General features: G+C 46.2%; 29 protein-coding genes. 8 read left to right on the forward strand and 21 right to left on the reverse strand.

Annotated features, from left to right (window positions below; genetic code table 11):
* Positions 1-94: 94 nt before the first annotated feature.
* Complete coding sequence (gene msrB, locus KNQ07_RS09500) at positions 95-1,195, reverse strand: peptide-methionine (R)-S-oxide reductase MsrB (protein WP_214766307.1); 1,101 nt, start codon at positions 1,193-1,195, stop codon at positions 95-97.
* A gap of 186 nt (positions 1,196-1,381) precedes the next feature.
* Here msrB and KNQ07_RS09505 point away from each other — a divergent pair, with 186 nt between their 5' ends.
* Positions 1,382-1,768: a DUF302 domain-containing protein gene (locus KNQ07_RS09505; protein WP_214766309.1), complete on the forward strand. Its 387-nt coding sequence runs from the start codon at positions 1,382-1,384 to the stop codon at positions 1,766-1,768.
* Between the two features lie 62 nt (positions 1,769-1,830).
* On the opposite strand, the gene KNQ07_RS09510 is transcribed toward KNQ07_RS09505, so the two are convergent.
* The 9 genes from KNQ07_RS09510 to KNQ07_RS09550 all read right to left on the reverse strand — a co-directional run bounded on the left by KNQ07_RS09510 (position 1,831) and on the right by KNQ07_RS09550 (position 7,154).
* Entirely contained in the window at positions 1,831-2,607 is a 777-nt protein-coding gene (locus KNQ07_RS09510; protein ID WP_214766311.1) for a sulfite exporter TauE/SafE family protein, read from the reverse strand.
* Between the two features lie 53 nt (positions 2,608-2,660).
* Complete coding sequence (locus KNQ07_RS09515) at positions 2,661-2,888, reverse strand: sulfurtransferase TusA family protein (RefSeq protein WP_214766312.1); 228 nt, start codon at positions 2,886-2,888, stop codon at positions 2,661-2,663.
* A 33-nt stretch (positions 2,889-2,921) separates the two neighbouring features.
* Positions 2,922-4,058: an MBL fold metallo-hydrolase gene (locus KNQ07_RS09520; RefSeq protein WP_214766314.1), complete on the reverse strand. Its 1,137-nt coding sequence runs from the start codon at positions 4,056-4,058 to the stop codon at positions 2,922-2,924.
* 32 nt (positions 4,059-4,090) lie between these two features.
* Entirely contained in the window at positions 4,091-4,657 is a 567-nt protein-coding gene (locus tag KNQ07_RS09525) for a sulfurtransferase TusA family protein (protein WP_214766316.1), read from the reverse strand.
* Positions 4,658-4,705: 48 nt separating this feature from the next.
* Entirely contained in the window at positions 4,706-5,002 is a 297-nt protein-coding gene (locus KNQ07_RS09530; RefSeq protein ID WP_012369259.1) for a rhodanese-like domain-containing protein, read from the reverse strand.
* A gap of 22 nt (positions 5,003-5,024) precedes the next feature.
* Complete coding sequence (locus KNQ07_RS09535; RefSeq protein ID WP_012369258.1) at positions 5,025-5,390, reverse strand: rhodanese-like domain-containing protein; 366 nt, start codon at positions 5,388-5,390, stop codon at positions 5,025-5,027.
* Between the two features lie 15 nt (positions 5,391-5,405).
* Positions 5,406-5,885 (reverse strand): DsrE/DsrF/DrsH-like family protein, encoded by a 480-nt coding sequence (locus tag KNQ07_RS09540; RefSeq protein ID WP_014969361.1) that lies wholly within the window; start codon positions 5,883-5,885, stop codon positions 5,406-5,408.
* 56 nt (positions 5,886-5,941) lie between these two features.
* Positions 5,942-6,205, reverse strand: a complete 264-nt coding sequence (locus tag KNQ07_RS09545; protein ID WP_214766318.1) for a metal-sensitive transcriptional regulator — start codon at positions 6,203-6,205, stop codon at positions 5,942-5,944.
* Between the two features lie 100 nt (positions 6,206-6,305).
* Positions 6,306-7,154: a LysR family transcriptional regulator gene (locus KNQ07_RS09550; RefSeq protein ID WP_214766320.1), complete on the reverse strand. Its 849-nt coding sequence runs from the start codon at positions 7,152-7,154 to the stop codon at positions 6,306-6,308.
* A 111-nt stretch (positions 7,155-7,265) separates the two neighbouring features.
* On the opposite strand from KNQ07_RS09550, the gene KNQ07_RS09555 reads away from it, so the two are divergent.
* Entirely contained in the window at positions 7,266-8,132 is an 867-nt protein-coding gene (locus KNQ07_RS09555; protein WP_214766321.1) for a sulfite exporter TauE/SafE family protein, read from the forward strand.
* Here the strand turns inward: KNQ07_RS09555 and KNQ07_RS09560 are convergent.
* Positions 8,129-8,986, reverse strand: a complete 858-nt coding sequence (locus tag KNQ07_RS09560; protein WP_012369253.1) for a YihY/virulence factor BrkB family protein — start codon at positions 8,984-8,986, stop codon at positions 8,129-8,131. The two genes, KNQ07_RS09555 and KNQ07_RS09560, sit on opposite strands and share 4 nt — an antisense overlap.
* Before the next feature lie 183 nt (positions 8,987-9,169).
* Between KNQ07_RS09560 and KNQ07_RS09565 the strand changes: the two genes are divergently transcribed.
* From KNQ07_RS09565 to KNQ07_RS09575, 3 genes are all read left to right on the forward strand, one after another.
* Entirely contained in the window at positions 9,170-10,270 is a 1,101-nt protein-coding gene (locus KNQ07_RS09565) for a nitric oxide synthase oxygenase (protein WP_214766323.1), read from the forward strand.
* Positions 10,267-10,713: an NUDIX hydrolase gene (locus KNQ07_RS09570; RefSeq protein ID WP_214766325.1), complete on the forward strand. Its 447-nt coding sequence runs from the start codon at positions 10,267-10,269 to the stop codon at positions 10,711-10,713. Before KNQ07_RS09565 ends, KNQ07_RS09570 begins: the two co-directional genes overlap by 4 nt.
* Before the next feature lie 149 nt (positions 10,714-10,862).
* Complete coding sequence (locus tag KNQ07_RS09575; RefSeq protein ID WP_214766327.1) at positions 10,863-11,549, forward strand: hypothetical protein; 687 nt, start codon at positions 10,863-10,865, stop codon at positions 11,547-11,549.
* Between the two features lie 181 nt (positions 11,550-11,730).
* On the opposite strand, the gene KNQ07_RS09580 is transcribed toward KNQ07_RS09575, so the two are convergent.
* The 8 genes from KNQ07_RS09580 to KNQ07_RS09615 all read right to left on the reverse strand — a co-directional run bounded on the left by KNQ07_RS09580 (position 11,731) and on the right by KNQ07_RS09615 (position 22,144).
* Positions 11,731-12,516, reverse strand: coding sequence for a GNAT family N-acetyltransferase (locus KNQ07_RS09580; RefSeq protein WP_214766329.1), 786 nt, complete (start codon positions 12,514-12,516; stop codon positions 11,731-11,733).
* Between the two features lie 104 nt (positions 12,517-12,620).
* Positions 12,621-14,009, reverse strand: coding sequence for a branched-chain amino acid transporter BcaP (bcaP, locus tag KNQ07_RS09585; RefSeq protein WP_012369248.1), 1,389 nt, complete (start codon positions 14,007-14,009; stop codon positions 12,621-12,623).
* Positions 14,010-14,233: 224 nt separating this feature from the next.
* Complete coding sequence (locus KNQ07_RS09590) at positions 14,234-16,039, reverse strand: mechanosensitive ion channel (protein WP_214766331.1); 1,806 nt, start codon at positions 16,037-16,039, stop codon at positions 14,234-14,236.
* Positions 16,040-16,223: 184 nt separating this feature from the next.
* Complete coding sequence (locus tag KNQ07_RS09595) at positions 16,224-17,630, reverse strand: MBL fold metallo-hydrolase (RefSeq protein WP_214766333.1); 1,407 nt, start codon at positions 17,628-17,630, stop codon at positions 16,224-16,226.
* Positions 17,631-17,661: 31 nt separating this feature from the next.
* Positions 17,662-17,961 (reverse strand): rhodanese-like domain-containing protein, encoded by a 300-nt coding sequence (locus KNQ07_RS09600; RefSeq protein WP_214766335.1) that lies wholly within the window; start codon positions 17,959-17,961, stop codon positions 17,662-17,664.
* A 118-nt stretch (positions 17,962-18,079) separates the two neighbouring features.
* Positions 18,080-19,942 (reverse strand): ABC transporter ATP-binding protein, encoded by a 1,863-nt coding sequence (locus KNQ07_RS09605; protein ID WP_285801132.1) that lies wholly within the window; start codon positions 19,940-19,942, stop codon positions 18,080-18,082.
* Positions 19,939-21,663, reverse strand: coding sequence for an ABC transporter ATP-binding protein (locus tag KNQ07_RS09610; protein WP_214766337.1), 1,725 nt, complete (start codon positions 21,661-21,663; stop codon positions 19,939-19,941). The genes KNQ07_RS09605 and KNQ07_RS09610 overlap by 4 nt, the downstream gene beginning before the upstream one ends.
* Positions 21,656-22,144 (reverse strand): MarR family winged helix-turn-helix transcriptional regulator, encoded by a 489-nt coding sequence (locus KNQ07_RS09615; RefSeq protein WP_214766339.1) that lies wholly within the window; start codon positions 22,142-22,144, stop codon positions 21,656-21,658. The genes KNQ07_RS09610 and KNQ07_RS09615 overlap by 8 nt, the downstream gene beginning before the upstream one ends.
* Before the next feature lie 197 nt (positions 22,145-22,341).
* Between KNQ07_RS09615 and KNQ07_RS09620 the strand changes: the two genes are divergently transcribed.
* Both KNQ07_RS09620 and KNQ07_RS09625 read left to right on the forward strand, forming a co-directional pair.
* Positions 22,342-22,683: an ASCH domain-containing protein gene (locus KNQ07_RS09620; RefSeq protein ID WP_214766341.1), complete on the forward strand. Its 342-nt coding sequence runs from the start codon at positions 22,342-22,344 to the stop codon at positions 22,681-22,683.
* Between the two features lie 103 nt (positions 22,684-22,786).
* On the forward strand, positions 22,787-23,329 hold the full coding sequence (locus KNQ07_RS09625; RefSeq protein ID WP_214766343.1) for a class I SAM-dependent methyltransferase: 543 nt from the start codon (positions 22,787-22,789) through the stop codon (positions 23,327-23,329).
* Between the two features lie 48 nt (positions 23,330-23,377).
* On the opposite strand, the gene KNQ07_RS09630 is transcribed toward KNQ07_RS09625, so the two are convergent.
* Positions 23,378-24,247, reverse strand: coding sequence for a cation diffusion facilitator family transporter (locus KNQ07_RS09630; protein ID WP_214766345.1), 870 nt, complete (start codon positions 24,245-24,247; stop codon positions 23,378-23,380).
* A gap of 301 nt (positions 24,248-24,548) precedes the next feature.
* On the opposite strand from KNQ07_RS09630, the gene KNQ07_RS09635 reads away from it, so the two are divergent.
* A complete protein-coding gene (locus KNQ07_RS09635) occupies positions 24,549-24,872 on the forward strand; it encodes a thioredoxin family protein (RefSeq protein WP_012369239.1) in 324 nt (107 codons plus the stop codon).
* 45 nt (positions 24,873-24,917) lie between these two features.
* Here the strand turns inward: KNQ07_RS09635 and KNQ07_RS09640 are convergent, their stop codons facing one another.
* Positions 24,918-25,217, reverse strand: coding sequence for an excalibur calcium-binding domain-containing protein (locus tag KNQ07_RS09640; RefSeq protein ID WP_214766347.1), 300 nt, complete (start codon positions 25,215-25,217; stop codon positions 24,918-24,920).
* Between the last annotated feature and the right edge of the window lie 212 nt (positions 25,218-25,429).

A 25,429-nucleotide genomic window follows, 5' to 3' on the forward strand; every position in this document is an offset into this window, starting at 1 on the left:
GGATAAAATGGATAGTTATTTTTGGAGCGGCTACCTTACATTTTCGAAAGAAAAAGGGATTTTTCACGAAAGTGAAAAATCCCTTTTTAGCTGATTATTTAAATTCAGAAGCATACTGACCGTACCCTTCTTTTTCAAGGTCGGCTTTCGGCACAAACCGTAAAGCAGCCGAGTTCATGCAATAACGTAAACCAGTCGACTCGGGACCGTCATTAAAGACGTGACCAAGGTGGGCATTTCCGTGCCGGCTTCTGACTTCCATCCGCTTCATTCCTAAAGCAAAGTCGCTTTTTTCAATGATATTTCCTTTTTCTAACGGTCGGATGAAGCTCGGCCAGCCGGTTTTCGAATCAAATTTGTCTTTTGATGAAAATAACGGTTCACCGGAAATCAAATCGACATAAATCCCGTCTGCTTTTAAGTCATGGTACGGATTATCAAAAGCAGGCTCCGTTCCGTCTTCCTGGGTGACTTTATACTGAATATCCGTCAATTTTGCTTTGATTTGATCGTCGGTCAATTTTGAATACTTCGGTAGATCGAGTTTTGGCTGATCATTCCAATATTGATTGATGAACTCATCACGTCCGGATGCAGCCCGGTAGAATTTATATTTCGTTTCACTCTTCAAGTAATAGTCTTGATGATACGCTTCCGCCTCGTAAAACGGACCGGCTTCAATCAACGGTGTGACAATTTTTTTATCAAAGATACCGCTCGCAGCCAAATCCTTCTTCGACTGTTCCGCAATCTGTTTTTGTTCCGCATTCGTATAGAAAATCGCTGTCGTATACGACTCCCCCTGATCGACGAATTGACCGTTCGGATCGGTTGGATCGATTTGACGCCAGTACACATCCAGCAGTTGTTTATACGAAATGACATCCGGATCAAACGTAATCAGGACCGCTTCCCGGTGACCGGTTGTCTCCGCCGATACCTGGTTATACGTCGGATCTTTCACCTCTCCGCCGGTATAACCGGAAACTACTGACTTCACCCCTTTTAACTCTTCAAACGGCGGCTCCATACACCAGAAGCAACCGCCTGCAAGAATGGCTGTTTCTTCTTTAGCATATGTCAGCTCTTTACTGCCGCTTGATTTTGCCTGTTGCTGCTGAAAGATAAAGTAGCCGCCAATCATGATGGCAATCAATGCCACGACTGAAAGAATCGTCAACATCCGTTTCTTCATCTCCCTTCACCCTCCTTTTTTAAGCTTACGTCCCCCACACCCGGACGGATGTCTTTTTTCTAATGTACCTTGATTTCCCACAGTTTGTCGCCCGGTCTGCTTTCATTCGGCACATTCAAAAAAGACGATTCATCTTGTTCAGACAGGGAATAAGATAAAAGAATCGAAAAACCGGGAGGGGTATTTATGTTTGACTACACCGTCAGTTCCAACCATTCAACAGAGGAAACCATCGAACGTCTCAAAACAGCACTTGCCGAGGTTTCGTTTGGCGTTTTGTGGGAGTTTGATTTAGCGAAAAAATTCGCTGAAAAAGAGTTAACGTTTGATGACCAGTATCATATCCTTGAAGTCTGCAACCCGAAAGAGGCCCATCGTGTTGTATCGGCTGAACGACGAGCCGGTTACTTTTTACCGTGTAAGCTCGCTGTATATACGGAAAATGGACAAACGAAGGTCGGCATGCCGCGCCCGACCTCACTGATTGGTCTGGTGGAAGAAGACGAGTTAAAACAAGTCGCACTCGATGTCGAACGGCAACTTGTCGATGTCATTGAAAAAAGCCGTTTGTAGCTTCATCAAAAAAAGCGATACTTTGCTGACGTACAAGCAAAGTATCGCTTTTTTGTATTCTTTCATAAAATATCCATCCAAATTTTGACGGCTGTCGCTAAAATCAGGACAGCGAGAATGATTTGCAGTATTTTCGTGTTCATCTTTTTCCCGGCGATTGCGCCGAGCGGTGCCGCAATCAGACTGGCGACGACCATGACAGCCGCCGGTCCCCAATCGACCTGCCCTGTCGTAATCTTTCCGACCGTTGCGCCGATTGACGAAATAAAGGTAATCGCGAGCGACGAAGCAATCGTCATCCGGGTCGGGATTTTTAAAACGACGAGCATAATCGGAACAAGTAAGAATGCTCCCGCCGCACCGACGATTCCGGCCCCGACTCCGACGATGAACGCGCTACTCGCCGCAATTGTTTTGTTGAACCGAACCTGATCGAGCGGAATATCATCCAGTCCTTTTTTCGGAACGAACATCATGACCGCTGCCGTTAACGCCAGTATTCCGTAGACGATATTGATGGTATCTTCCGCCAAGACATTTGATCCGTAGGCACCGATAAAACTTCCGATTAAAATGGCGCCACCCATACTTACGATTAATGACTTGTTGAGATAACCGCCTTTCCGGTAAGCCCAAACGCCGCCAATCGTCGCAAAAAAGACTTGAATCGCACTGATTCCCGCCACTTCATGGGCCGAAAAGGCAGCGAATCCGAGCAACGGCGGAATGTATAACAGCATCGGGTATTTGATGATTGAACCACCGATTCCGAGCATTCCTGAAATGTATGATCCAACGAATCCAATCAAAAAAATGGTAATGATAAATCCAATTTCCATTTAATTCACTCCTTTAAAAAGGAGGACTGTCGCCAGCCCTCCTTCAACTTGAATTACCCTTTTTGGATCCAGAATTTTAAAACGCTGGCATCTTCTTCGTGTTTGATGAGCTCATGGCCGCCTGATTTTGCCCATGCCTGTAAATCGTTTTTAGCCCCTTTATCGGTTGCATGGATTTCAAGAATCTGTCCGGATTCGAGTCCGGCGATTGCTTTTTTTGTTTTAACGATCGGCATTGGACATGCAAGTCCTTTTGCATCTAATACGAGTTCTGATTTCATAATTGTAATTCCTCCTGAAGTGATTTTTTTAGTTTAGCGAACGGCACATCGGTTTGGACCGACTTCCATCTCACGTTGTGCTTCGAGATCCGGTGTCTGTTTCCCCATGTTCGTCTCACGGATTTCCTGGTACGCATTCGGTTGCGGCGGCAAGTTTTCTGTCACCATTTTCCGGAATGTTTCTTCGTCTTCGATGTTCAAGCCATGATTGTTGGCAAGTAATACATCGAGTTTTTCTGCGACGCTGCCGTCTTCGTTTAATTCTTCGATTAACATGAAGTGAGCAGGCAGAACAATCAGATCTTTCGACAGTTCACGGTACGTGTTGTAGAGCGAGTCTCTTAAGTCACCGACCCAGTCTTCTGCGAGACCGGCTAAATCAGGACGCCCGATTGAATCAATAAACAAAATGTCGCCCGTCAGGAGATAACGATTATCGACAACGAACGAAGTCGATCCGATCGTATGTCCCGGGGAATAAAGTGCCCGTACATCAATTTGTGTATCTCCTACCTGAACGTGGCTTCCATCTTCGAGCGCTGCATAATCAAATGTGACGTCTGGCGCGTCTTTTGGTGGCAACCAATATGTCGCGCCTGTTTTTTCCGCAATTTCACGTCCACCTGAAATGTGGTCGGCATGAAGATGTGTATCAAAAACATGTGTGATTTCAAGCTGACGTTCTTTTGCATAGTCGAGGTAAACATCTGTCATACGCGTTGCATCCACGAGGACGGCTTCGCCTTCCGAGATAATCATGTAAGACAGGCAGCCTTTCCCGATGCGGACAAACTGAACGACTTCTCCACGATCTGCACCGGTTTCATTTAATGATCCAAGTGAGATTGGTTCGAGGTGTTCGCTCCAGGCTTTCATTCCTCCTGCGAGATACGAGACCGTCCGCCCTGCTTCTTCCAACAAATCCGCAACGAAAATCGACGATCCTTCCTTTGCACAGACGACGAGTACGTTTTGATCGGTCGGCAGTTGATCCAGTATGTCTTCCACACCATCAAGTAAATCAAAGTATGGAACGTTCAGATAAGAAAATTGTTCGCCTTCAATTTTCCAGTCTTGAAACGCGTCTTCATTCCGGACGTCCAAGATAAACATTTTTTCACGGCGAATGATTTTTTGGGTGACTTCTTTTGTTGTCATTGCTTGTGCCATGTGTTGTATTCCTCCTGATAATAATTTACGAATTAAACGGTTTGATTTGTGTCGTATTTCCAGTCACTCATACCCGGAACGACGTTTTGAACGTTAAATCCTTTAGCGTCGAGTTGTTGGCAAGCTAAGTCACTGCGGTTTCCTGTCCGGCAGACCACATAAATTGTTTTCGACGAGTCGAGTTCTTCGATACGTTCTTCCAGTTCACCGAGTGGAATGTTGACGGCACTCGGGATGTGTGAAAAGGCGTATTCCGCCGTTTCCCGAACATCCAGAATCATTGTATCCACGTTGCCGCGAACAGCTTCGACCGTCTCGTTGTTGACGACTTTTTGAAATGCCGGCGCTTCCTGATCATTACCGGAAGCTTTCCGGACGTAATGACGTAGAACATCGCCGTCTTCAATCGTTCCAAGGTATTGGTTGCCTGTACTGTTGGCCCAGGCCCGAAGATCAGCCGTCGATCCTTTATCTGTCGCTTGAACTTCTACGACTTGACCCGGTTCCATTGTCTTCATCGTTTTTTTCGTCCGAACAATCGGCATCGGACATGCTAAACCACGTGCATCAAGTACGATATCTGTTTTGATTGTCTGCAAAAGTATTCGCTCCTTTTACCTATAGGGGTATAATTAAAATTAAAAAAATTAGTTGGTTTTACCTTCGTACGCCATCATCCCGCCATCCATATTGATGACATCATAGCCTTGTCCTTCAAGATACGTTGCGGCACGGCCGCTGCGGGCACCGGAACGGCAAACCATGACGTATTGTTTTTTCTTATCGAGTTCGTTCATTTTGAATTCGACGAGACCGAGTGGAATATGAATCGCATTTGGAATTTTACCTTCTTTGACTTCATCCACTTCACGGACATCAATAATGTTAAGTTGTTCTCCGTTCTCTAGCTTTTCCTGTACTTCTTTTGCTGTGAATCGTTTCATTTGTTATTCCTCCTCGTGTTTTTTAACGCCAAGCATTCATTCCGCCTGACACTTCCGTTACTTGCGTATATCCGGCTTTTTTTAATTGTTTGACCGCTTGTTTACTGCGCATGCCACTCTGGCAGATTACGATGACTTCTTTGTCTTTCGGAATCTTATCGAGTTGCGTCGGCAAGACTTGGAGCGGAATGTTCTTAAATCCTTTAATGTGATTTCCTTTGAACTCACCCGGTGTCCGGACATCCAAATAAAACCGGGTCCGGTCGCCTAACCGTTGCTTTAAGTCGGACGCCGACAATTTGTTGACACCTTTTGTCGGGGCGAACATCCGGTAAGCGAGAAAAGCGACAATCACTAGAAATACGATGTTCAAGATATCCACTTGCATCAATCCTCCTCGAAATTAGATGAACAGGTTGACGTTTCCGTCTTCAGCATCAGCAAGATACGCTGCTACGCCGGCATATTCGATACCGTCATGCAATTCTTCTTGCTTTAAACCGAGCAGATCCATTGTCATCGTACATGCAACCAACTTCACGTCTTGTTCTTTTGCCAGTTCAATTAAATCGGGAAGCGGCATTGCGTTGTGTTTTTTCATGACGTTTTTGATCATCTTCTGGCCGGCGCCACCGAAGTTCATTTTTGAGAGCGGCATTTTGTCGGCACCGCGGGGCATGAATTTGCCGAACATTTTTTCAAGTAATGTTTTATCCGGTTGAATCGGTTCATCTTTACGCATTGCGTTTAATCCCCAGAATGTATGGAAAATCGTCACCTCATGGTCGTAAGCGGCTGCGCCGTTGGCGATGATATACGCTGCCATGACCTTATCGTAATCTCCACTGAACAAGACAATCGTTGTTTTTTTAATCTCTGACATCTGAAAAATTCCTCCATCTATTTTACCCTAAGGGGTATTAATCGTTGTAAATTTTTTTATCTACTCTTTAATAACAGTTGAACAGCTTCTGCTACAGACTGTTCGTGGTTATCAGCTGTTTCGTCATTCGTGACACAATCGATGAGATTTTCACTCACGACAAGTCCAATGACACGATCAATCGCGCTCCGTGTCGCACTCAGTTGAGTGACAACATCTTTACAGGATGCCTCTTCTTTCATCATCCGGTTAATGCCGTGAAGCTGACCTTCAATCCGGTTCATCCGATGAATGATTTTGTCTTCGTACACTTTTTCCATGTGAAGAACACTCTCCTTTTTACCGTGTGACCTGTGTCATATCTGTTGGCTACATTCCATACAATAATACCTATAGGGGTATATGTCAACGAAAAAGTTTTTATTCGGACTTACTGTGTTGATCGATCCATTTTTGAGACAGACGGGTCGTCTCTCCTTTAAGTGTAATGAATTGAAACATCCTTGGATCAATCTGCGAATCATCGTGTGTCTGAAACCGTTCTGATTCGAGCAGGCTTCCCGCCAAGCGTTCCGAAAGAATTGAGATTCCCGTTCCATTTTTGATTAACTGTTTGATTAAGCGGTTGGAATATACCGTGATTATCCGCTTCGGAACAATTGCTTGTGTCTGCAACCACGTTTCCAGTGCTAAACGTGCGGCTGATCCCTCTTCCCGGTAAATCCAGGTTGCCTGTTCCGGAACCAGCTGATGATGACCGATGATGCGCAGTCGATCTGTCGCAAAAGGAATGGCTTCGATTTGGTGCGAGCGATGCAGTCCTTCTACCATACCTAAATCAATCTCGTAATGGAGCAAGGCCTGTTCGACTTGTTCCTGATTCATGACGCGCGCATCGACGGAAACATCCGGATAGACCAGCAAAAAGTCGTGAATCATCTCTTCTAACATCGCTTCGTAGATCGTATGTGTGGCCGCGATTCTGAGCGTCCCGCGTGTAATGCCTTCCAACTCATCCATTTCCTGCTCGAGCCGGATCGCTTGGTGCAAAATTTCCTTGGCATGCCGGTACACAATCCATCCCGCTTCCGAGATTTCAATCGTCTTATTAAAGGTATGGCGATGAATCAAACTTTGTCCGAAATGTTCTTCCAGATGTTTTAAATGGAGACTAACCGTCGGCTGTGAAATGTATAAGCGGTCCGCTGTTTTCGTAAAATGTTTGGTTTCGACCAACGCGACGAAGGTCTTCAGTTCATTAAAATTCATGGATTCACCTCATTTATTTTTCTAATCGTTACCATCAGTATAATTCATTTTCCTAATCATTACTTTCCCCGTAGAGTCATCTGTATCACTTCACAGAAAGAAGGAATACGCTTGGATTTATTACTTTTTCTCGTACTTGGAGCCGCAATCGGCATTCTCTCCGGTTTTTTCGGAATCGGCGGAGGCATCATCCTGACCCCTCTTTTATTGATCTTAGGATACACCCCAAGCACCGCAATCGTCTTAAGTTTACTTTTGACACTCGGTTCGACGGTAACAGGCACCTTTGCCCATCTCCGTCAAAATAACTTTCACCTGCGGGATGCTGTTACGATCGGCGTTTCCGGTATCATCGGCTCCGCCGCGATTACGCCTGTCGTCTTTTGGATGGAACGGCACAGCGGTGCGGATACGGTCATCTCCACCCTTTACATCGTTCTGCTCCTGCTGTTTGCCATCCAGTTTTTGAAACCGGCTAAAAAAGTCATTCGGGAGACACCTGTGCCGCACGCCTCGTTCTATAAACTGGTCGCGATCGGAACCGCTGCCGGAATCCTGTCGTCCTTGATGGGCGTCAGCGGTGGATTCTTATTGACACCGCTTTTGATGGGATGGGTGCGTTTCCCGCTGAAGCAAGCAATCGGAACAAGTATTGCGGCAGCTACGTTGATTGTACTCGGCGGCGTTACGAGTTATTTCATGTCAGGTACACAGGCACCGCTTGCTTTAGGGATCGCTCTAATCATCGGAGCACTCATCGGCTCACCGCTCGGCGCGTCATTCCTCAATCTCTTCAGCAGTCAATTCGTCAAAAAGAGTCTTGGCAGTTTTTATGCCGCTGTTGCAGCGAGCGTCTTCTTAAAAACCACGCATTTTGAACAACTCTCGTTACTTCTGCTTGCCTTGTTTACGACCGGTTTAATCGGTGTATTTTTCTATCAAAAAGTAAGTCAACGTCAAACAAAAGACTACCCTTAACGGACAGTCTCTTGTTTGATTTTTTCGGGTTTTAAGACCTTTGCTTCTTTCTTTTGCCGCATCCGTTCAGCGTTCATCAATCCACCGAGCATCAGGACGACAGATGACAAATAGAACCACGTCATCAGGACGATGATTCCGGCCAGTTGTCCATACAAACGGTCGTAACTGCCGAATTCCGCGTAATACGAGAAGAATTCAGAAACAGCCTGCCAGGCGATTGTCGCAAACAACGCACCCGGTAAGACTTGACGGACTGTCAACCGGACACTCGGTAAAACACGATACAGCAGAATGAAGAAGACCAACAGGAACAGTGATCCGAGTCCCCAACGGAATAAAAACCAAATCCAAGAGTAGTTCGTGACGACATCATTGACGATCGCAAAATGCGTGATGAAACGCCGCGTTAACTTTTCAGCAACCGGAACGAGAAGCGACATCGGTAAGATAATCATCATTCCGACCGTAAAACCAAAGTCCTGCAGTAACCCTCTCCAAAACGGCACTTTCCGCGTGACTTCTAGCGCATCATTTAACGAACGGACCAGTGACTGGACCGACATCGAAGCGAGCCAAAAGGCTGCCAGGAAGCTGATCGAGGCCAGTTTCAGGCCCCCGTTATCAAAAATCCCGACGACATTTTTCCGGATTAAATCATAGGTTTCCGCCGGAGCAAACGGACGGATCAAATCGAGGACGTCACCCGATGTGAACGGTAAAAAAGACACAAGGCCCACTACGAATAATAAAAATGGGAATAAGGACAACATCAGATAATAAGCAAGCTGAGCCGATTTATCAAAAAAGGCTTCGCCAAAAAATCGGGCAAATACAGGTTTTAATAATGACATAACAATTTCCTCACTTTCGAATAGTTCTCTCCTCTATCCCCCTTTCCATACACTTTCTAAACTTTTAACGTCTTTTGAACTTGTAAGTAAGCGTTTAACGATTATCGTTTGGCACAAAGCGCAAGCAAACGGTACACTGAAGCAAGAACCATCGTCGTGTTGGATAAAGAAAGGATTTACGCCGTGTCTACTTTACTCACTGAAGCCGAACGCTTTTTTTATGACTATATAGAACAATACCCGCAAGAGGCACATCGCCTGCATGAAGTGCGCGAAGAAATTTTGCGGACAGGTACGTATACGCAAACGCTTCAAGAACTTACGTATGGAGCAAAACTCGCCTGGCGGAACAGCAACCGCTGTATCGGACGCCTTTTTTGGGATCAACTTCACGTCATGGATGCCCGCGATGCGCTGACAGTCGAATCGGTCCGGGATGCCTTGTTCCGTCACATTTCGTATGCGACCAACGAAGGCCGGATCCGTTCGACCCTTACGATTTTCGATCCCGACCGGGTCCGTGTCTTGAACCATCAATTGATCCGTTACGCCGGATATGACACCCCGGACGGTATCATTGGGGATTCGGCTTCAATCGCCTTCACTCAGTTGTGTGAGTCGTTCGGATGGAGCGGATCTAAAACCGATTTCGATATCTTACCCTTACTGATTGAACTCGACGGCCAAGTCAGTTTGCATCCGATTCCGGATGAACTGGTGCTGGAAGTCACGATTCAACACCCCGAGCAAAATCTGTTTGGGGACCGGACAATCAAATGGTATGCCGTGCCGATGATTTCCGATATGCGGCTTGAAGTCGGCGGTATTTCCTATCCGTGTGCTCCATTCAACGGTTGGTACATGGGAACAGAAATCGGTGCCCGAAATTTGGCCGATACTGACCGCTACGATCTTTTGCCGCTGGTCGCCAAACAACTTGGACTGAATACGTCACGGGAGCGGTCGTTATGGAAGGACCGAGCACTCGTCGAGCTCAATTATGCCGTTCTTGATTCGTTTGAACGGAGCGGTGTGACAATCGTCGATCATCATACGGCGACGAAACAATTTGCCCGGTTCGAAAAAAATGAAGCGGCCTGTGAACGGGACGTAACCGGAGAATGGTCCTGGCTCGTACCGCCCATGAGCGGTGCCGCGACGCATGTCTTCCACAAAGATTTCGATCCGGCCGTCAAGCGTCCGAATTTCTTTGCCCGTTCTGCGCCTGCGGAAGAACCAAATATTTCAACCGGCTGTCCGTTTCACCAGGGGGCGCCCCGATGAATTATGTCGAGACACTCCGAAAGCAAATCGGACAGACCCCGCTGATTCTCGTTGGTGCCGTCGTTCTCGTCATCAAGGACGGACAGATTTTGCTCGAGCAACGGAATGAAACACAGGCCCGGTTCGGACTGCCGGGCGGTCTGATGGAATGGGCGGAATCAACAGATGAAACCGCACGCCGTGAACTGTTGGAAGAAACCGGACTCGTCGCCGAAAAACTGACTTTGCTTGGTGTCTATTCCGGTAAGAACTATGTCACGACGCTTGCGAACGGTGATGTGTTTCAAAGCGTCACGCTGGCTTATTTTGCTACTAAAACGTCGGGCACCTTACGCATCAGCGAAGAAAGTGTTGAGTTAACGTATTTCCCTTTGGCAGATTTACCGGAGCAAATCGTCGGCTCGCATCGTGTGATGATTGAGGACTACTTAAAACAGATGTGACTGTACATTGCCATGAAGTGATTGACCATGCGCCTTCTTCAGAAAACGAAAGAAAGGCGTTTTTGGTTTTATTTTTTATCTTTTTAACTGACCTCCTTTTAAATGTTATAAAATGGAAAGGAAACGTATTATGAAAAGGAGACTATACTTTGAAAAAATTACTAATTACAACCTGTACTGTGGCTTTAATTAATTTTCTTCCACTCCCTACGGAAGCTGCTACTTCATTAAAGAAAATCGACCAAACTTATACGATCGTAGATACTATCAATAAAAAGCACATCGTTTCGGTCCGCTCTACAAAAGCAACTTGTCACAAGGCTACATCAAATGATTCTTGGTGGTTAAAAGGAAAAGATGAACTTTGTACAGGAAAGTTCACGTTATATCTTAATGGGAAAGCAACCAACTATTCTTACAACTATACAAAAGATAACCCTTATGTCAGAGCAGCACATGATTTCAGAACGAGTGCAAAATTAAGGAATGCAAAAGGATCACCTAACGTATTTTCCTTATCAACTCGGGAAACTTCATCATTAATTAGTTTAAAAACGTACTCAATTGTAGATAAAAAATTAGTGCGTCATCCTGGTTCGATTGTTTCTTATGGTATGCGCCCTAAAATGAATAAAAACCTAATCCAGACACCCATCTATGTGAACGGTGGTGAAAAAGTCGGCTTTATTTTCCATGATTTTTCTTTGGTAAAAAACAAATTAGTCGAAAAGGAATCCCACAGTTATCTTTCACGTAGTTTTAATAGCAAAACATATGACAAAGGACTCGACGAATGGGAGAAGTATAGTGCAAGCTTAAATTACTTCGTAAAATAAATTGTAGTTTTCTACAGATTTGAGGATGTTTTATGATGAACAAAATCATGCTCGTCATGCTTGGTGGCACAGGGATCTTATTCGTGATCTTTGCCGTCATCGTCATGATCAGCTTGTGGATGTAACAAAAAATCGGGATGGACAGAGTTGCCTCAAAGGCCGTTCTGCACATCCCGTTTGTTTAGACTTCGATTGGTTTTTGCATGATGAATTGTTTAATATCCCGCTGTTTCCAACCGGCTTCGCGTAACTCTTCCCATACCTGTTGATTCGTCGACTGCAGATGATAGTGTTCACCTGCCAACCGGCGTGTTGCTTCGGTCGCGATCCGGGCAACTTCTTCTTCATCTGTCAAAATGGCAAAAATTGATTCATTGACTGCGGCAATAAAGGCACCATCCAGTTCGTAGTAACGGGCTTTCGCCAGTTTCATAACGCCCGGATCCTGTTGCCAAATGTATTCGTCCTGCTGTATGTACCGCCGTTCAAAAGCCACTTGATCAATTTCAACAAGCGGTTCAACCTGTCCCTGTTCTTCTTTATGAAAATAACCGAGTTCACTGACAGTTTGATAACCGAAACTCTTGTATAAGGTAATCGCCGGCTCATTTCCTTGAATGACTTCAAGCATCAAGCAATCGATATTCAAAGATTTGGCATAACTCAGCTGTGCTTCATACAAGGCTTTGGCAATTCCAAGACGCCGGTACTGTGGATCGACCGCCAGTCCGCCACAACGCATGACCGTTTTTTTCTTGATCGTCTTCAGCCCGTTCAACCAAATCGCGACCGGTCGTTCCCCGTGATAGGCAATGAACGAATGTTCCAGTTGGTTGCCGTCACGTTCTAAGATTCGTTCCTGAAACACTTCAGGTGAAAGACCTAGTGGAATCATGTAATCGCTGAAACCTTCCTTCATGACTAAATATGCTGTTTCTGTATCAGGTGCCCGTTTAATATGAATCATTTCGGATCGCCCCTTTCTTTACAACCGTTCGCCTTTTCCGGTGTTCATTCCTGCCGGCAGCAAACAAAAAACCATCCAAAAATAATCCTGGATGGCATGAGTGTTTATTGTTGTAATTTTGAACGTGATCTTCCGTATCCGAAGTAGACGAGCAGACCGATCGCTGTCCAGATGAAGAAAGCAATCCATGTGAATGTTTGAAGGTTCAACATCAACATGATGCAGGCAAGGACGGAAAGAATCGGTAAGAATGGAACCCATGGCACTTTGAACGCCCGCTTCAAATCAGGACGCGTTTTCCGTAAGATGACGACGGCAATTGAAATCAGAGCGAATGCTGCGAGTGTTCCGATATTGATCAATTCTGCCAGTGTACCGAGTGGAACGAATCCGGCGATCAAACCGGCAGTCGTACCAAGAATCCATGTTGCTTTGACAGGCGTATGTGATTTTTCATTCACGTCTGAGAAGATTTTCGGCAATAATCCGTCACGGCTCATCGCGAACAGGAGACGAACCAGACCAAATGTCATGACGAGGATAACCGTTGTCATACCAACGATCGCACCTAAGTCGACGAAACCTGCGACCCAGTCCTGACCTGCTACTTTTAAGGCTAACGAAACCGGACTGTCGACCCCTTCAAACTGTTTGAATGGTACGATTCCGACCATGATGGCGGATACGACGACGTATAATACGGTAACGATGGCAAGTGATCCTAAGATCCCGATCGGTAAGTTACGGCCCGGATCTTTTACTTCTTCTGCTGCTGACGTAACGGCATCAAAACCGAGGTAAGCGAAGAAAGCGATGGCTGAAGCCTGCAGGACACCACTGATACCGAACGGTGCGAACGGTGTATAGTTGCCCGGTTCGACGTACCAGATCCCGACGACGATGAACAAGACAACGACGGCTACTTTTACAAGAACCATGATATTGTTGACGCGTTTTGTTTCTTTAATACCCATTGAGAGCAACAGCGTGATGACCATCAAGATCAAGAACGCCGGTAAATTGAAGAATGTTTCGCTTCCCGGTACAGCACCCGGTGCTGCCGTTAACGCTGTCGGCAGACTGATTCCGAATCCGGATAATAGTGATTGGAAATAACCGGACCAACCTGTCGCTACGGCACTTGATGCCAAACCGTATTCCAGGATGAGACACCAACCGATGATCCAGGCAACCAGTTCCCCGATTGTGGCGTAGGTGTACGTGTACACACTACCCGAGACGGGAATCATCGATGAGAATTCGGCGTAACAGAGAGCCGCTAATGCACAGACGATAGCAGAAATAATAAAGGCAACCGGTAATGCGGGTCCTGCATACAATGCTCCTGTTCCGGTCAGGACAAAAATCCCTGTTCCGATAATTGCACCAATCCCAAGTAACACTAAATCAAAGCCTGATAAATGCCGTGCCAGTTTAGAATGGCTCTTTTGATCCATCATTACACTGACATCTTTCTTACGAAGCAAACTCATAAAACACCCTCCGAACTTTCTCTTTTTTCTGAATATTCAAATCATTTTTCTAATTGACCTTTTCATCATAACAAAGGATGTCAGCTTTTATAAGCAAAAGTTTCTGTTTTTTTTCACAAATTGGTCAAACCAGTTTTGTTATTTTACTACAATACAAATATGCAGCCATGTATTAACGCACTAAAAAAACTCCTTCACCGGCTGGTGAAGGAGTTTTATTAATGTTACGGACGATCGTTCGGGTGATCTAAGTTCGGGCCACGATGTGTGTCCGGATCGATCGGGTAATCGTCTTGTTGTGCTAAATCATTTTCAGGAAGTGCCCCTTTTGGTGTACCATGTGTCGGGTTTACGTTCGTAGAAGATGATGGTTTAGAAGCTTTTGGTGCTTGATCTGGTGTAACGTCATCTGCTGCTTTAGACGCGGCACCTTTTGCTGCTTCTTTTAAGCTTGGCTTCGTCGAAGCAGACGATGTGTTGTTTGACGGCAGGTTCGATGTGTCGATATCTGCATTCTCTGCTTTTTTCTGGAGACGGTCGAGGTAACGTGATGCATTATCACGGCCACCTAAACCAAACGCGAGTCCGAAAGCAAGAGCAACAGCACCGAGAATCAAGATGAACGCTGAGTTAACGATTGTAGCAGCAACACCAAGTTGATCAAGTGCCATGAAGACAGCAAGAGCAAGGATGGCATATTTCGCGACGCTTGAAAGAACTTTTAAATCCGAGTTAGCAAACAGGCTGTCCATCGTGCGTTTCACCAAGTTGCTGATGATGATACCGATGGCCAAGATGATGATCGCTGTCAAGACGCTTGGAAGGAAAGCAAGAACCGCGCGACCAAGATCAACCATGAAGTCAAGACCGATTAAGTTGAAGGCTTCAACGACGAACAAGACGACGATGACGATTTCAACGAGTGATCCAACGATTGATGATGGTGATGTCGATGCATTGTTTGCATCCCAGTTACCGATTTTCAAGTGGCGTGTTAAGTTGTTGAAACCGAGACGTGACAAGAGATCTGCAACGAATTTCTTAACGAAACGACCGACATAAAGACCGACAAGGATCAAGACGACACCGATAATGATGTTCGGAATCATACCAAGAACATCGTTTAACATGTTGATGGCTGGTCCTGTAATACCTTTGATGTTGAGCTGGTCAAGTGCCGAAATCGTGATCGGGATTAAGATCAGGATGAAGACGACTGTCCCTAAGATTGAAGAAAGTGATTTTGTATCTTTTTGTTCGTTTGTACCGATGTTGAAGCGTGAAGCAAACTTGTCTGTACCGACTGCATGCAGGAAGTTCGTAACGATATCGCGGACGATTTTCGCAACGAGGAATCCGACGAAGAAGATCGCTGCTGCAGCAATCAGACGTGGAATGAAACCAAGGAACGACGAGAGTAATTGACTGAACGGTTCAGAAACACTTTCGATGTTAAGTGCACCAAGTACACCCGGTAGGAACAATAACAAGACAAGATAGAAGACGATTTCGCCTGCAATCTTCGGATAACTTGAAAGATCCGTTTGACCTTGAAGCATTTTGTTCGAACGGACTTTTTCGTTCGACATCAGCTTCGTTCCGCCTTTGACGATGATCATGCGGAGTACAACCGCGATGACGTAAGCAAAAAGAAGAATCAATGCTGCTTTCAGGATATTCGGGATCGCTGCGAGCAATGTGCTCATCGTATCCGCAAGTGGTCCTGCGATGATGTTCAAGTTCAAGATGTTAAAGACTAGGATTAGAACAAATACCATCAAGATCCAGAAGATGACTGTCCCGATAATTTTTTCAGGCGTCCACTTTTTCTTTTGTGGTGGTGTACCTTCTTTTTGTGGTGACAACTTATGAACGACACCCGATTTTTCTAATGCTTTTTGAATACCGTTTGCGATCAGTTTCGCAATCAGCCATCCAATCAAGAAGACGATAAGTGCTCCTAAAATATTTCCGAGAGTCCCTAGAATCCCGTTGACGTCAAAGGACGTCGTGTTCCAAAAGTTGTTCATCCTGCCACACTCCTTCATCTCTAAATAATATATTTCCGACACTTCTTTAATTTCCCCAGCTAAAGGAATTACTAAACCACTTTTAACCTGAAAGTGGCAGTTTGTGAATAGTATTTAAAAAAATGGATGATTCTGATTAGAACCATCCATTTTGGAAAAGCTATTTTCTTTTAGTATCGTGCTGTCATTTTTCTATTAACGCCTGCCGGTCAAGAACCGGTTGAAGAGCGGCATATCCACCATCGATATTGATGACATTCTTCATGCCGAGTGATTGTAAGACACTGACTGCCATTCGTGACCGGACGCCGGAGGCACAGTGGACGGCGACCGGACAATCGACCGGAATTTCTTCGTAACGTGAGGACAGTTTACCAAGTAAAATTCGTTTCGCCTGCTCATAATGACCAGCATCCCATTCTGTTTTATTGCGGACATCGAGGACAAACACGTCACCGGCTTCCGCTGCTTCAATCGTTTGTTCGGCACTCCAGTCCGGATACTGTTCCGTCAATTGTTCGGGTGACAAATCTGCTATATCTACCAATGTGACGAACCGGTCGAGACCAATCGATTGTAAATCGGTCTGGATTTCTTCCAGTAAACGTGGCTCGGCAATCACGGCAATATCGTGATCAAAGTCCAGTAACCAGCCGGCCCACGTGACGAATTTTGAGTTGTATGGAATATTGAGTGTCCCCGGTACATGTCCTGCAGCAAACGCTTTTCCGTTACGTGTATCAACGACCTGCATCGTTTCGACAAGGGTTTCCAGTTCAGTTGCATCAGCGACCCGCGGCTTTAAAAGCGTAGGCGTGACCGCGATTCCTTTTTTATTGACGCGTTTCATCATCGCAAAGTAGTTCGGCGGCTCCGGTTGATCCGTCGTCAGCTCTTTGACAAATGTAGCTTCGTCTTCTGCCTGGAGAGCCCAGTTCGTTTGTTTTTCATAACCGACCGTCGTCGTCGGAATCGCACCGAGTGCTTTCCCGCAGGCGCTGCCGGCTCCATGACCCGGCCAGACTTGCACAAAATCCGGTAATGCTTTGAACCGTTTCAGTGACGCAAACATCTGTTTTGCTCCGACAGCCGTCGTCCCTTGAATGCCGGCTGCTTCTTCAAGTAAGTCCGGACGCCCGATATCGCCTACAAAAACAAAGTCTCCTGTAAAAATGCCCATCGGAACCGTCTGATCGCGGTCATACAGCACAAATGACAGATGTTCCGGGGTATGTCCCGGTGTATGCATGACTTCAAATGTCACGTTTCCGACTTTGAATCGATCTCCATCCGTCACCAGTTTCGCTTCGATGTCAGCTGCAAAATCGTATTTCCAGTCGGCGTCTCCTTCGTCAGACAGGTACGCCGTCGTATCAAACCGTTCGGCAAATTCCCGTGTGCCGGATACAAAATCCGCATGGATATGCGTTTCCGCTGTCGCGACGATGTGTAATCCTTCTTTTGCCGCTTCTTTGAGATATCCTTCGATATTTCGCGCCGGATCAATGACGATTGCTTCTCCTGTCTTTTGACAACCGACCAGATAAGAAGCTTGGGCTAATTTTTCATCGTAAAAGTAACGTAATAACATGGAAGTTCCCCCTTCGGATAAGTGTGATCGATTATTTCGAGACGTCGCCTTGCCAGCTCATCATGCCGCCGTCGACATTCGTGACATCAAAACCGGCTTGTTCGAGATAGGTTGAAGCATTCATGCTGCGTCCCCCAGCTAAACAGATGACATGTAATGGCCGGTCGGCATCCAGTTCATTCGTCCGTTCCGCCAGTTCGGATAACGGAAGGTTTTTCGCCTGTCGGATATGACCGCCGGCGTATTCATCCGTTTCACGGACATCAATCAGTTGAATGGTTTTGTCGTCTTGCAGTACCTGTTCTAATTCGTTGGTTGAGATGTTTTTCATATTGTTTGCCCCTTTACTGAATAAGTTCCTGCCATCAATATACCCCCTTAGGTATATGAGTGCAAGAAAAAAGATTCCACAAAAAAAGACAGCATCCGGATCGGATGCTGCCATTTCCTCAGACGACTTCTTTTTCCGAGAACTGACTGTTGTAGAGATCGGCATAAAAGCCGTTTGCTTCGAGCAATGCTTCATGTGTGCCTTGTTCAATGACCCGGCCTTGATCCATGACCAAAATCAAATCTGCATCTTTAATCGTCGACAAACGGTGGGCGATGACGAAACTGGTCCGCCCTTCCATCAACCGTTTCATCGCTTGTTGAATAAAGATTTCCGTCCGCGTATCAACGCTTGACGTTGCTTCATCGAGAATCATGATCGGCGGATCGGCGAGGACCGCCCGGGCAATCGTCAACAACTGCTTTTGCCCTTGTGAGATATTTGATGCTTCTTCATTTAAGACGGTATCGTAACCGTCCGGCAACGTCCGGATAAAGTGATCGGCATGAGCCGTTTTCGCGGCTTCGACGATGTCTTCTTCCGTCGCCCCGGTTTTTCCATAAGCGAGATTGTCACGAATCGTACCGTTAAAAAGCCACGTATCTTGCAGGACCATACCGAACGTCGTCCGTAAATCTTCGCGAGACATCTTCCGTGTATCGATCCCGTCGATGCGGATGACACCACGGTTTAACTCATAAAACCGCATCAATAGGTTGATTAACGTCGTTTTCCCGGCACCAGTCGGACCGACGATTGCCACCGTCTGACCCGGTTTGACATCGATGTTCATGTCTTCAATCAACAGCTGTTCGCCGTAACCGAAGTCAACATGCTCGAAGGCAACCGCGCCGTCGGCTTTTGTTAAGTGATGCGTCGTTACTTCTTTAACTTCCTCTTCTTCGTCGAGTAACTCAAAGACCCGTTCCGCTGCTGCGACCGTCGACTGAACGATGTTCGCGATATTGGCCGTTTGGGTGATCGGTTGTGTGAATTGACGTGTATAGGTGATGAACGCTTGAATATCTCCGATCGAGATGCTGCGCTGAGTGACGAGAATACCGCCGACGACACTGATCAGAACATAGCTGATGTTCCCGATGAACATCATCATCGGCATGATGATTCCGGAGATGAACTGGGCTTTTCGTCCCGCTTCATATAAATCTTCATTCACGGCATCAAATTGTTCGACCGCTCTGCGTTCATGACCAAACGCTTTGACGACCGGATGACCGGTATACATCTCTTCGACATGACCATTCAGTTGTCCGAGTGTCCGTTGCTGATCAGCAAAATATTTTTGCGACCGTTTCAAAATCGGACGAATCGCAAAAATCGAGATTGGTAAAGAGACAAGTGAGATCAACGTCAATAGCGGACTGATCGTCAGCATCATGATTAAAATGCCGACGATCGTCACGATCGACGTAATGAACGACGTCACGCTTTGTTGCAATGTACTTCCGATCGTATCGATGTCATTCGTGACCCGGCTGAGCGTTTCCCCGTTCGGTCGGCCGTCATAATACTTCAGCGGCAACCGCTCGAGCTTCTGATTTACATCTTCCCGTAAATCATAGACTGTTTTTTGCGCGATGCCCGACATCAGATACTGTTGCAGATAACTGAACAGACTGCTGACGACATACAGTCCCGCGAGCAACAACAGGATCTGTCCGATTTTCGTAAAGTCGATTGCTGCTCCCGGTACACCCTGGAACTTGGCATAGGCGCCTTCAAACAGTTCCGTGATCGCCGTCCCCATGATTTTCGGTCCGGCAATCATGAAGATCGTACTGAGAATCGCCGCGACAAAGACCGCTATGAGAGCGTTCCGGCGTGGTTTCAGGTAACCGAGTAACCGGCGGAACGTCGCTTTAAAGTTTTTCGGTTTTTCGCCCATCATCATCATGTTCCCGCCGCCGGGACCTCCACCGGGAGGGCCGCCGGCAGGTCGTTTCGTATTACTGGTACTCATGCGATTTCCTCCTCGGACAGTTGAGATTTAACGATTTCCTGATAGACTTCGTTCGTTTCGTACAGTTCATCGTGTGTCCCGATTCCGGCCACACGTCCTTCTTCCAGGACAATGATTTGATCGGCATCCATGACGGTACTGACGCGTTGCGCGACAATCAGAACGGTTGCGTCTTGCGTTTCCTGTTTCAAAGCTTTCCGTAACGTCGCGTCGGTTTTGAAATCAAGCGCCGAGAAGCTGTCATCAAAGACATAAATATCCGGTTTCCGGACCAGTGCCCGAGCAATCGACAAGCGTTGTTTTTGACCACCGGAGACGTTGGAACCGCCTTGTTCAATCATTGATTCATATCGGTCCGGCATCCGTTCAATGAAATCAGTTGCTTGAGCGACTTGTGCCGCATGCCGGATTTCTTCGTCCGTCGCATCCTCTTTTCCGAACCGGATGTTCTCCGCGATTGTTCCCGTAAACAGCAACGCTTTTTGCGGGACAAAGCCGATTTTCGAACGCAATTCTTCCTGCGGGACGGCTTGGCTGTCGACGCCGTTGACTTGGATGCTGCCTTCCGTCACGTCATAAAAGCGTGGAATCAAATTGACGAGCGTTGATTTTCCGGAACCGGTTCCACCAATCACAGCCGTGATTTCACCAGGTCGGGCAGTAAAGCTGATATCGGACAGGACCGGTGCCTCGGCTCCCGGATAACTGAACGTCACCCCGTCAAAGACAAGCGTACCGCGTTCTTGATCCGCAGAAGCCGTTCCGGCATCGACCATCGTCGGCTCCATTTCAAGGACTTCATTAATCCGTTTCGCCGAGACGGCCGCCCGGGGAATCATGACGAACATGACGGACGCCATGACGAGAGCAAACATGATTTGCATGACGTATTGAATGAACGCCATCAAATCCCCGATTTGCATCCCGCCGTTATTAATCCGGATACCGCCGAACCATATGACACCGACGACCGTCAAGTTCATCACGAGCATCATGACCGGCATCAAAAAGGCCATGATTTTATTGACCTTGATCGAGACGTCCGTCAAATCGGCATTCGCTTTTGTCAGCCGGACTTTTTCCTGGGATTCCCGGTTAAAGGCCCGGATGACACGAATCCCGGTCAGGTTTTCCCGCAAAACGAGATTCAAGCGGTCGAGCCGTTTTTGGACTTGGCCGAACAACGGGACCCCTTTCCAAAGAATCAATAAAATCGAAATGACCAACGCCGGCATCGCCGCGACAATGACAAGCGACAGTTTGGCATCTTTCGAGACGGCCATGATCAGTCCACCGACGAACATGATCGGCGCACTGACGACCATCCGCAGCATCATGATGACGACCTGCTGGACTTGGGTGATATCGTTTGTCGTCCGTGTGATCAATGAAGCCGTTCCGAGTTGATCAAACTCCTGTAGCGTAAACCGTTCGACGTGGTTAAAGACTTTCCGGCGAATGTCGCGGCCGAGTCCCATCGCGGCTTTCGAGGAATAGTAGCTGGCAGCAATCGCCGCGAGCGCGCCAAGTCCAGTAATCCCGAGCATGACGGCGCCGATTTTCCAAATGTATGCCGTATCCCCCGTCACGACCCCTTTATCGATGATGTCCGCCATCAACGTCGGTAAGTATAAATCCGACATCGACTGGGCGAAGACAAGAATCAAGACGGCCAAGACCGCCCATTTATAGGTCGTCAGATTTTTGAGTAACTTAATCATCTGTACAGCCTCCGTTTCCTGGTGACAAAATTCCTTTTAACCCTTCTGCAATCTGGGCATGGGTCTGTAACATCTTTTCAAAAACAGCAGGATCGATCTGATCGAGGACCTGTTCGAGCCGTTGTTGCATCCCGGCCTCCTGTTGTTTGATCGTTTCGACGAATTGCCGTCCGTGATCACTCAAACGTAAAACGACTTCCCGCCGGTTGTCCGGATTCGTTTCCCGGATCACCCACTCCGACTGCACCAATCCTTCTATCGATTGACTGAGCGTGCTTTTCGGTAAGTGCGTATGCGCGGCAAGCTCTTTTTGCGTAATCGGACTTCTTGGCGCAATCGTCATTAAGCTGTGAAATTGCGGTAAACTGAGTCCATTTTCCTGCGCTGTCTGATGCGCCGCCCGAACAAGATGCCGTTGCACATTCCAAAACGACTGCATCATGGCCGTTGAACGAACCGGCTCCCGTTGCTCTGTTTCCATCCTTCCACCTCCGTGTTCCATTTCGAATCGTTCCATATCGAACGATTATCTATGTAAATTAAATTACGCTCATTTATCTCAAATGTCAACGCAGAAACAATGTGAAAATGCACATATTTGCAACGAGGATATGATTCATCTCACGTATAATGAAAGAAACGTACAATTAAAGGATTCATTAAAAAGGAGAACTTACTTTGTTACATCAAATGGGGTTATACCAGGAACCTTTTCAATTCATCGTTTCCGGAAGAAAAGTGGTCGAAATTCGTTTAAACGACCAAAAGCGCCAAGCGATTCAAGTGGCGGATCAAATCGAATTCACGAACCTGTCAACGAATGAACAGGTAGTTGTCCAAGTCACTGCACGTCAATCATTCAAAGATTTTCGAGAACTGTACGAACAGATTCCGCTCGAACAAATCGATTGTATCGGCTGGTCCATGGAGGAGTTATTAAACGCAACCTATACCATTTATTCAAGCGAATCCGAAAAACAATTCGGGGCACTGGCTTTAACGATTGAACGGAATTTCTAAGCGGAAGGAGCGAATCACCATCATTGCCACCATTAAACGTTTCATTGATCAGCAATATGTACATCCTACAGGACGGTTTGGCACATACATCGGGGAAAAAATGGTGAGACAACATCAACCTGAGACTGAGTGGACCGTAAATCTGCTGAACGTCCAACAAGATGACACCATTCTAGAACTTGGCTGCGGGGCAGGTTATGCCATCGAGCGACTTGTCCATCAATCATTAGCAAAACAGATTACCGGTATCGATTCTTCTTCTGCTATGCTACGTTCGGTACAAGAAAGAAACAAAGAGGCGATCCAATCCAATCGGGTCAAGGTACTGTATGGAGATTTAAATCAATTGGCGTTTCAAAATGAACAGTTCGATAAGGTATTTACGATACATACACTCTATTTTTGGGAAAACATCTCCGGTACCTTAGCAGCTCTCTATCATGCATTAAAGCCAGGCGGTCATTTCGTTATCACCTTTTGTGATGGTAAGAATGATGTCATTTGGACCGGCGTGAGAGATCTAGTCCAAGACGAACTCCTTCCTGCAGCAAGAAAACACGGATTTTCCGATATCTCATTCATTGAAGGTCCTGTTTCAAGGCAATTCCGTAACGTTGCAGTGATGGGCTATAAACCTTTCCATTAAATAAAAAAAGGAACGGTCGTCAGATGACGATCGTTCCTTTTATCTGCTTCATTCCGGCTCAACATGGACATGAATATCGTAGACACCATATTCATCCGTCAGCGTATCTTCGACTTTCGTCGCGATATCATGGGCTTGGTTGACGTTTAATTGCGAGTTGACAAGAATCACGACATCAACGACTTCATTATTCCCATAATTCCGTCCCTTGATCGACTTGATTCCTTTGACACCCTCTAAATCAAAAATCACATCTTCATACATCTTCAGCTTCTGTTCATCAAATCCATCCGACAATTCATGGGACGCTTCCGAGAAAATATCCCAAGCCGTTTTACAGATCAAGAATCCGACGATGATCGCTGTTGCGATATCAAGCCACGGCATCCCGAACTGTGACCCAATAATCCCGATCGTCGTCCCGATACTGACCCAGGCATCGGATAAGTTGTCTTTCGCAGCCGCCATGACGGCCTTGCTGTCAATTTTCCGTGATAAGTTCCGGTTGTAACGATAAACGAAATACATCACGATGGCGGAACCAATCCCGACGTAAGCCGCGACGATATCCGGCGACTCCTGCTTTCCTTCGAACAACGTCGAAACCGTATCAATCAAGACCTGTAGTCCAACTGCCATCATAATGAAGGAAGCGACCATCGAGGCAATCGTCTCACTTTTCCAGTGTCCGTATTTATGATTATCATCTGCCGGACGTCTTGAGATTCGTAATCCGATCAAAACCGCAATTGAGGCGATGATATCCGTCGTATTGTTTAAACCGTCTGCCCGTAACGCCGCTGAATCCGCCGTGTAGCCGACAATCAATTTGATGACCGATAAGACAATATAAGCAATGATGCTGATCATGGCACCACGCTCACCAAGCTTTAAATTATCATATTTTTGTTGATCCATTTTTGTCGCCCCCACTCGCTCTGTCGATTAGCAAACCTCATCGTAACAGGTCGAAATCAAGTGGGTCTATAGAAATCATTTTGCTTAAAACTAGTTAATTAACAAAAGACCAATAGTGTTTCCTAAAGGCAAATCATATTTAATCGTGTATTGGTGCTTCTTGTGCAATTTGCGCATACTCTTCTTACTTCGATCTACAACATTTTTGCAGAACCCGGTTCCTTTTCAATCATAATCCGTGCATCTTGCGTCCCGAATCAGTAGACTAAAGATACACACCAACAACAGGGGGAACTAACACATGAGTAACTACATTAAGAGTGAAGATACATTCAAAGAGTTAATCGCAAGCGAAACACCGGTCATTATCAAGTTCGAAGCCGACTGGTGCCCGGACTGTAAACGGATGGACTACTTTATGCCGGACGTCGAATCACAATTCAGCGAACTGCCGATCTATACGATCGACAAAGATGAATTCCCGGAAATCGCATCAGACAACGTCGTCATGGGTATCCCGAGCTTACTCGTCTTCCAAAATAACGAGAAACTGGGGCACTTGCACAGTGCCAACGCGAAAACACCGGAAGAAGTTACAGACTTCCTCAAGAAAAACTTCAACTAAACAGACGAAGACCCGCTTTCCGAAAAAATCGGAAGCGGGTCTTTTTTAGCGTTCGCAGGCGATGCCGTCTTTGTCACGGTCTTTTGATTTATTAAGGTTATAGGTCGCCAAACTGACGTGGGCAGCATGTTGTGTTTTTTTATAAATTGCTTTGCCGTTCTTATCGTATCCCGTCCGGTTTTTCAGACCTTTTTTCTTGGCGACGCCGCCTTTATAGGTTTTCTGCATTTCTGTACAATTCTTGAATGTCTTCGCTTTCGTTGCTGCATGGCTTTCCGCCGACGTCACGCTGATCAATGAAAGACTAAGTACACCGGTCATGATAAGTTTCACTGCTTTATTCATGTCCATTCCTCCTCGTTTTTAAAATACCAAATTTTAGTGATAATTTGATTATAGCGATTTTCATTAGAATTTGTTTTTAATTTTTGATTTTTAGAGGGATGATTTGTCAGACAGTTTTTATGAACGACGGTTTGTCAAATTAAGTGCAACACTTCTTCCGTGAAGACCTCGTATGCAGTTTTCCAGTTAAGACATTTTCGTGGTCTCCCATT

This window comes from Exiguobacterium sp. s145 (assembly GCF_018618835.1).
Classification (GTDB): Bacteria; Bacillota; Bacilli; order Exiguobacteriales; family Exiguobacteriaceae; genus Exiguobacterium_A; species Exiguobacterium_A artemiae.

Coding starts and splice junctions, on each gene's coding strand:
- msrB (WP_214766307.1), bottom strand. CDS start 1,195: ATGAAGAAACGGATGTTGACGATTCTTTCAGTCGTGGCATTGATTGCC.
- KNQ07_RS09505 (WP_214766309.1), top strand. CDS start 1,382: ATGTTTGACTACACCGTCAGTTCCAACCATTCAACAGAGGAAACCATC.
- KNQ07_RS09510 (WP_214766311.1), bottom strand. CDS start 2,607: ATGGAAATTGGATTTATCATTACCATTTTTTTGATTGGATTCGTTGGA.
- KNQ07_RS09515 (WP_214766312.1), bottom strand. CDS start 2,888: ATGAAATCAGAACTCGTATTAGATGCAAAAGGACTTGCATGTCCAATG.
- KNQ07_RS09520 (WP_214766314.1), bottom strand. CDS start 4,058: ATGGCACAAGCAATGACAACAAAAGAAGTCACCCAAAAAATCATTCGC.
- KNQ07_RS09530 (WP_012369259.1), bottom strand. CDS start 5,002: ATGAAACGATTCACAGCAAAAGAAGTACAGGAAAAGCTAGAGAACGGA.
- KNQ07_RS09535 (WP_012369258.1), bottom strand. CDS start 5,390: ATGCAAGTGGATATCTTGAACATCGTATTTCTAGTGATTGTCGCTTTT.
- KNQ07_RS09540 (WP_014969361.1), bottom strand. CDS start 5,885: ATGTCAGAGATTAAAAAAACAACGATTGTCTTGTTCAGTGGAGATTAC.
- KNQ07_RS09545 (WP_214766318.1), bottom strand. CDS start 6,205: ATGGAAAAAGTGTACGAAGACAAAATCATTCATCGGATGAACCGGATT.
- KNQ07_RS09550 (WP_214766320.1), bottom strand. CDS start 7,154: ATGAATTTTAATGAACTGAAGACCTTCGTCGCGTTGGTCGAAACCAAA.
- KNQ07_RS09560 (WP_012369253.1), bottom strand. CDS start 8,986: ATGTCATTATTAAAACCTGTATTTGCCCGATTTTTTGGCGAAGCCTTT.
- KNQ07_RS09570 (WP_214766325.1), top strand. CDS start 10,267: ATGAATTATGTCGAGACACTCCGAAAGCAAATCGGACAGACCCCGCTG.
- KNQ07_RS09580 (WP_214766329.1), bottom strand. CDS start 12,516: ATGATTCATATTAAACGGGCACCTGATACAGAAACAGCATATTTAGTC.
- bcaP (WP_012369248.1), bottom strand. CDS start 14,009: ATGAGTTTGCTTCGTAAGAAAGATGTCAGTGTAATGATGGATCAAAAG.
- KNQ07_RS09590 (WP_214766331.1), bottom strand. CDS start 16,039: ATGAACAACTTTTGGAACACGACGTCCTTTGACGTCAACGGGATTCTA.
- KNQ07_RS09595 (WP_214766333.1), bottom strand. CDS start 17,630: ATGTTATTACGTTACTTTTACGATGAAAAATTAGCCCAAGCTTCTTAT.
- KNQ07_RS09600 (WP_214766335.1), bottom strand. CDS start 17,961: ATGAAAAACATCTCAACCAACGAATTAGAACAGGTACTGCAAGACGAC.
- KNQ07_RS09605 (WP_285801132.1), bottom strand. CDS start 19,942: ATGAGTACCAGTAATACGAAACGACCTGCCGGCGGCCCTCCCGGTGGA.
- KNQ07_RS09610 (WP_214766337.1), bottom strand. CDS start 21,663: ATGATTAAGTTACTCAAAAATCTGACGACCTATAAATGGGCGGTCTTG.
- KNQ07_RS09615 (WP_214766339.1), bottom strand. CDS start 22,144: ATGGAAACAGAGCAACGGGAGCCGGTTCGTTCAACGGCCATGATGCAG.
- KNQ07_RS09630 (WP_214766345.1), bottom strand. CDS start 24,247: ATGGATCAACAAAAATATGATAATTTAAAGCTTGGTGAGCGTGGTGCC.
- KNQ07_RS09635 (WP_012369239.1), top strand. CDS start 24,549: ATGAGTAACTACATTAAGAGTGAAGATACATTCAAAGAGTTAATCGCA.
- KNQ07_RS09640 (WP_214766347.1), bottom strand. CDS start 25,217: ATGAATAAAGCAGTGAAACTTATCATGACCGGTGTACTTAGTCTTTCA.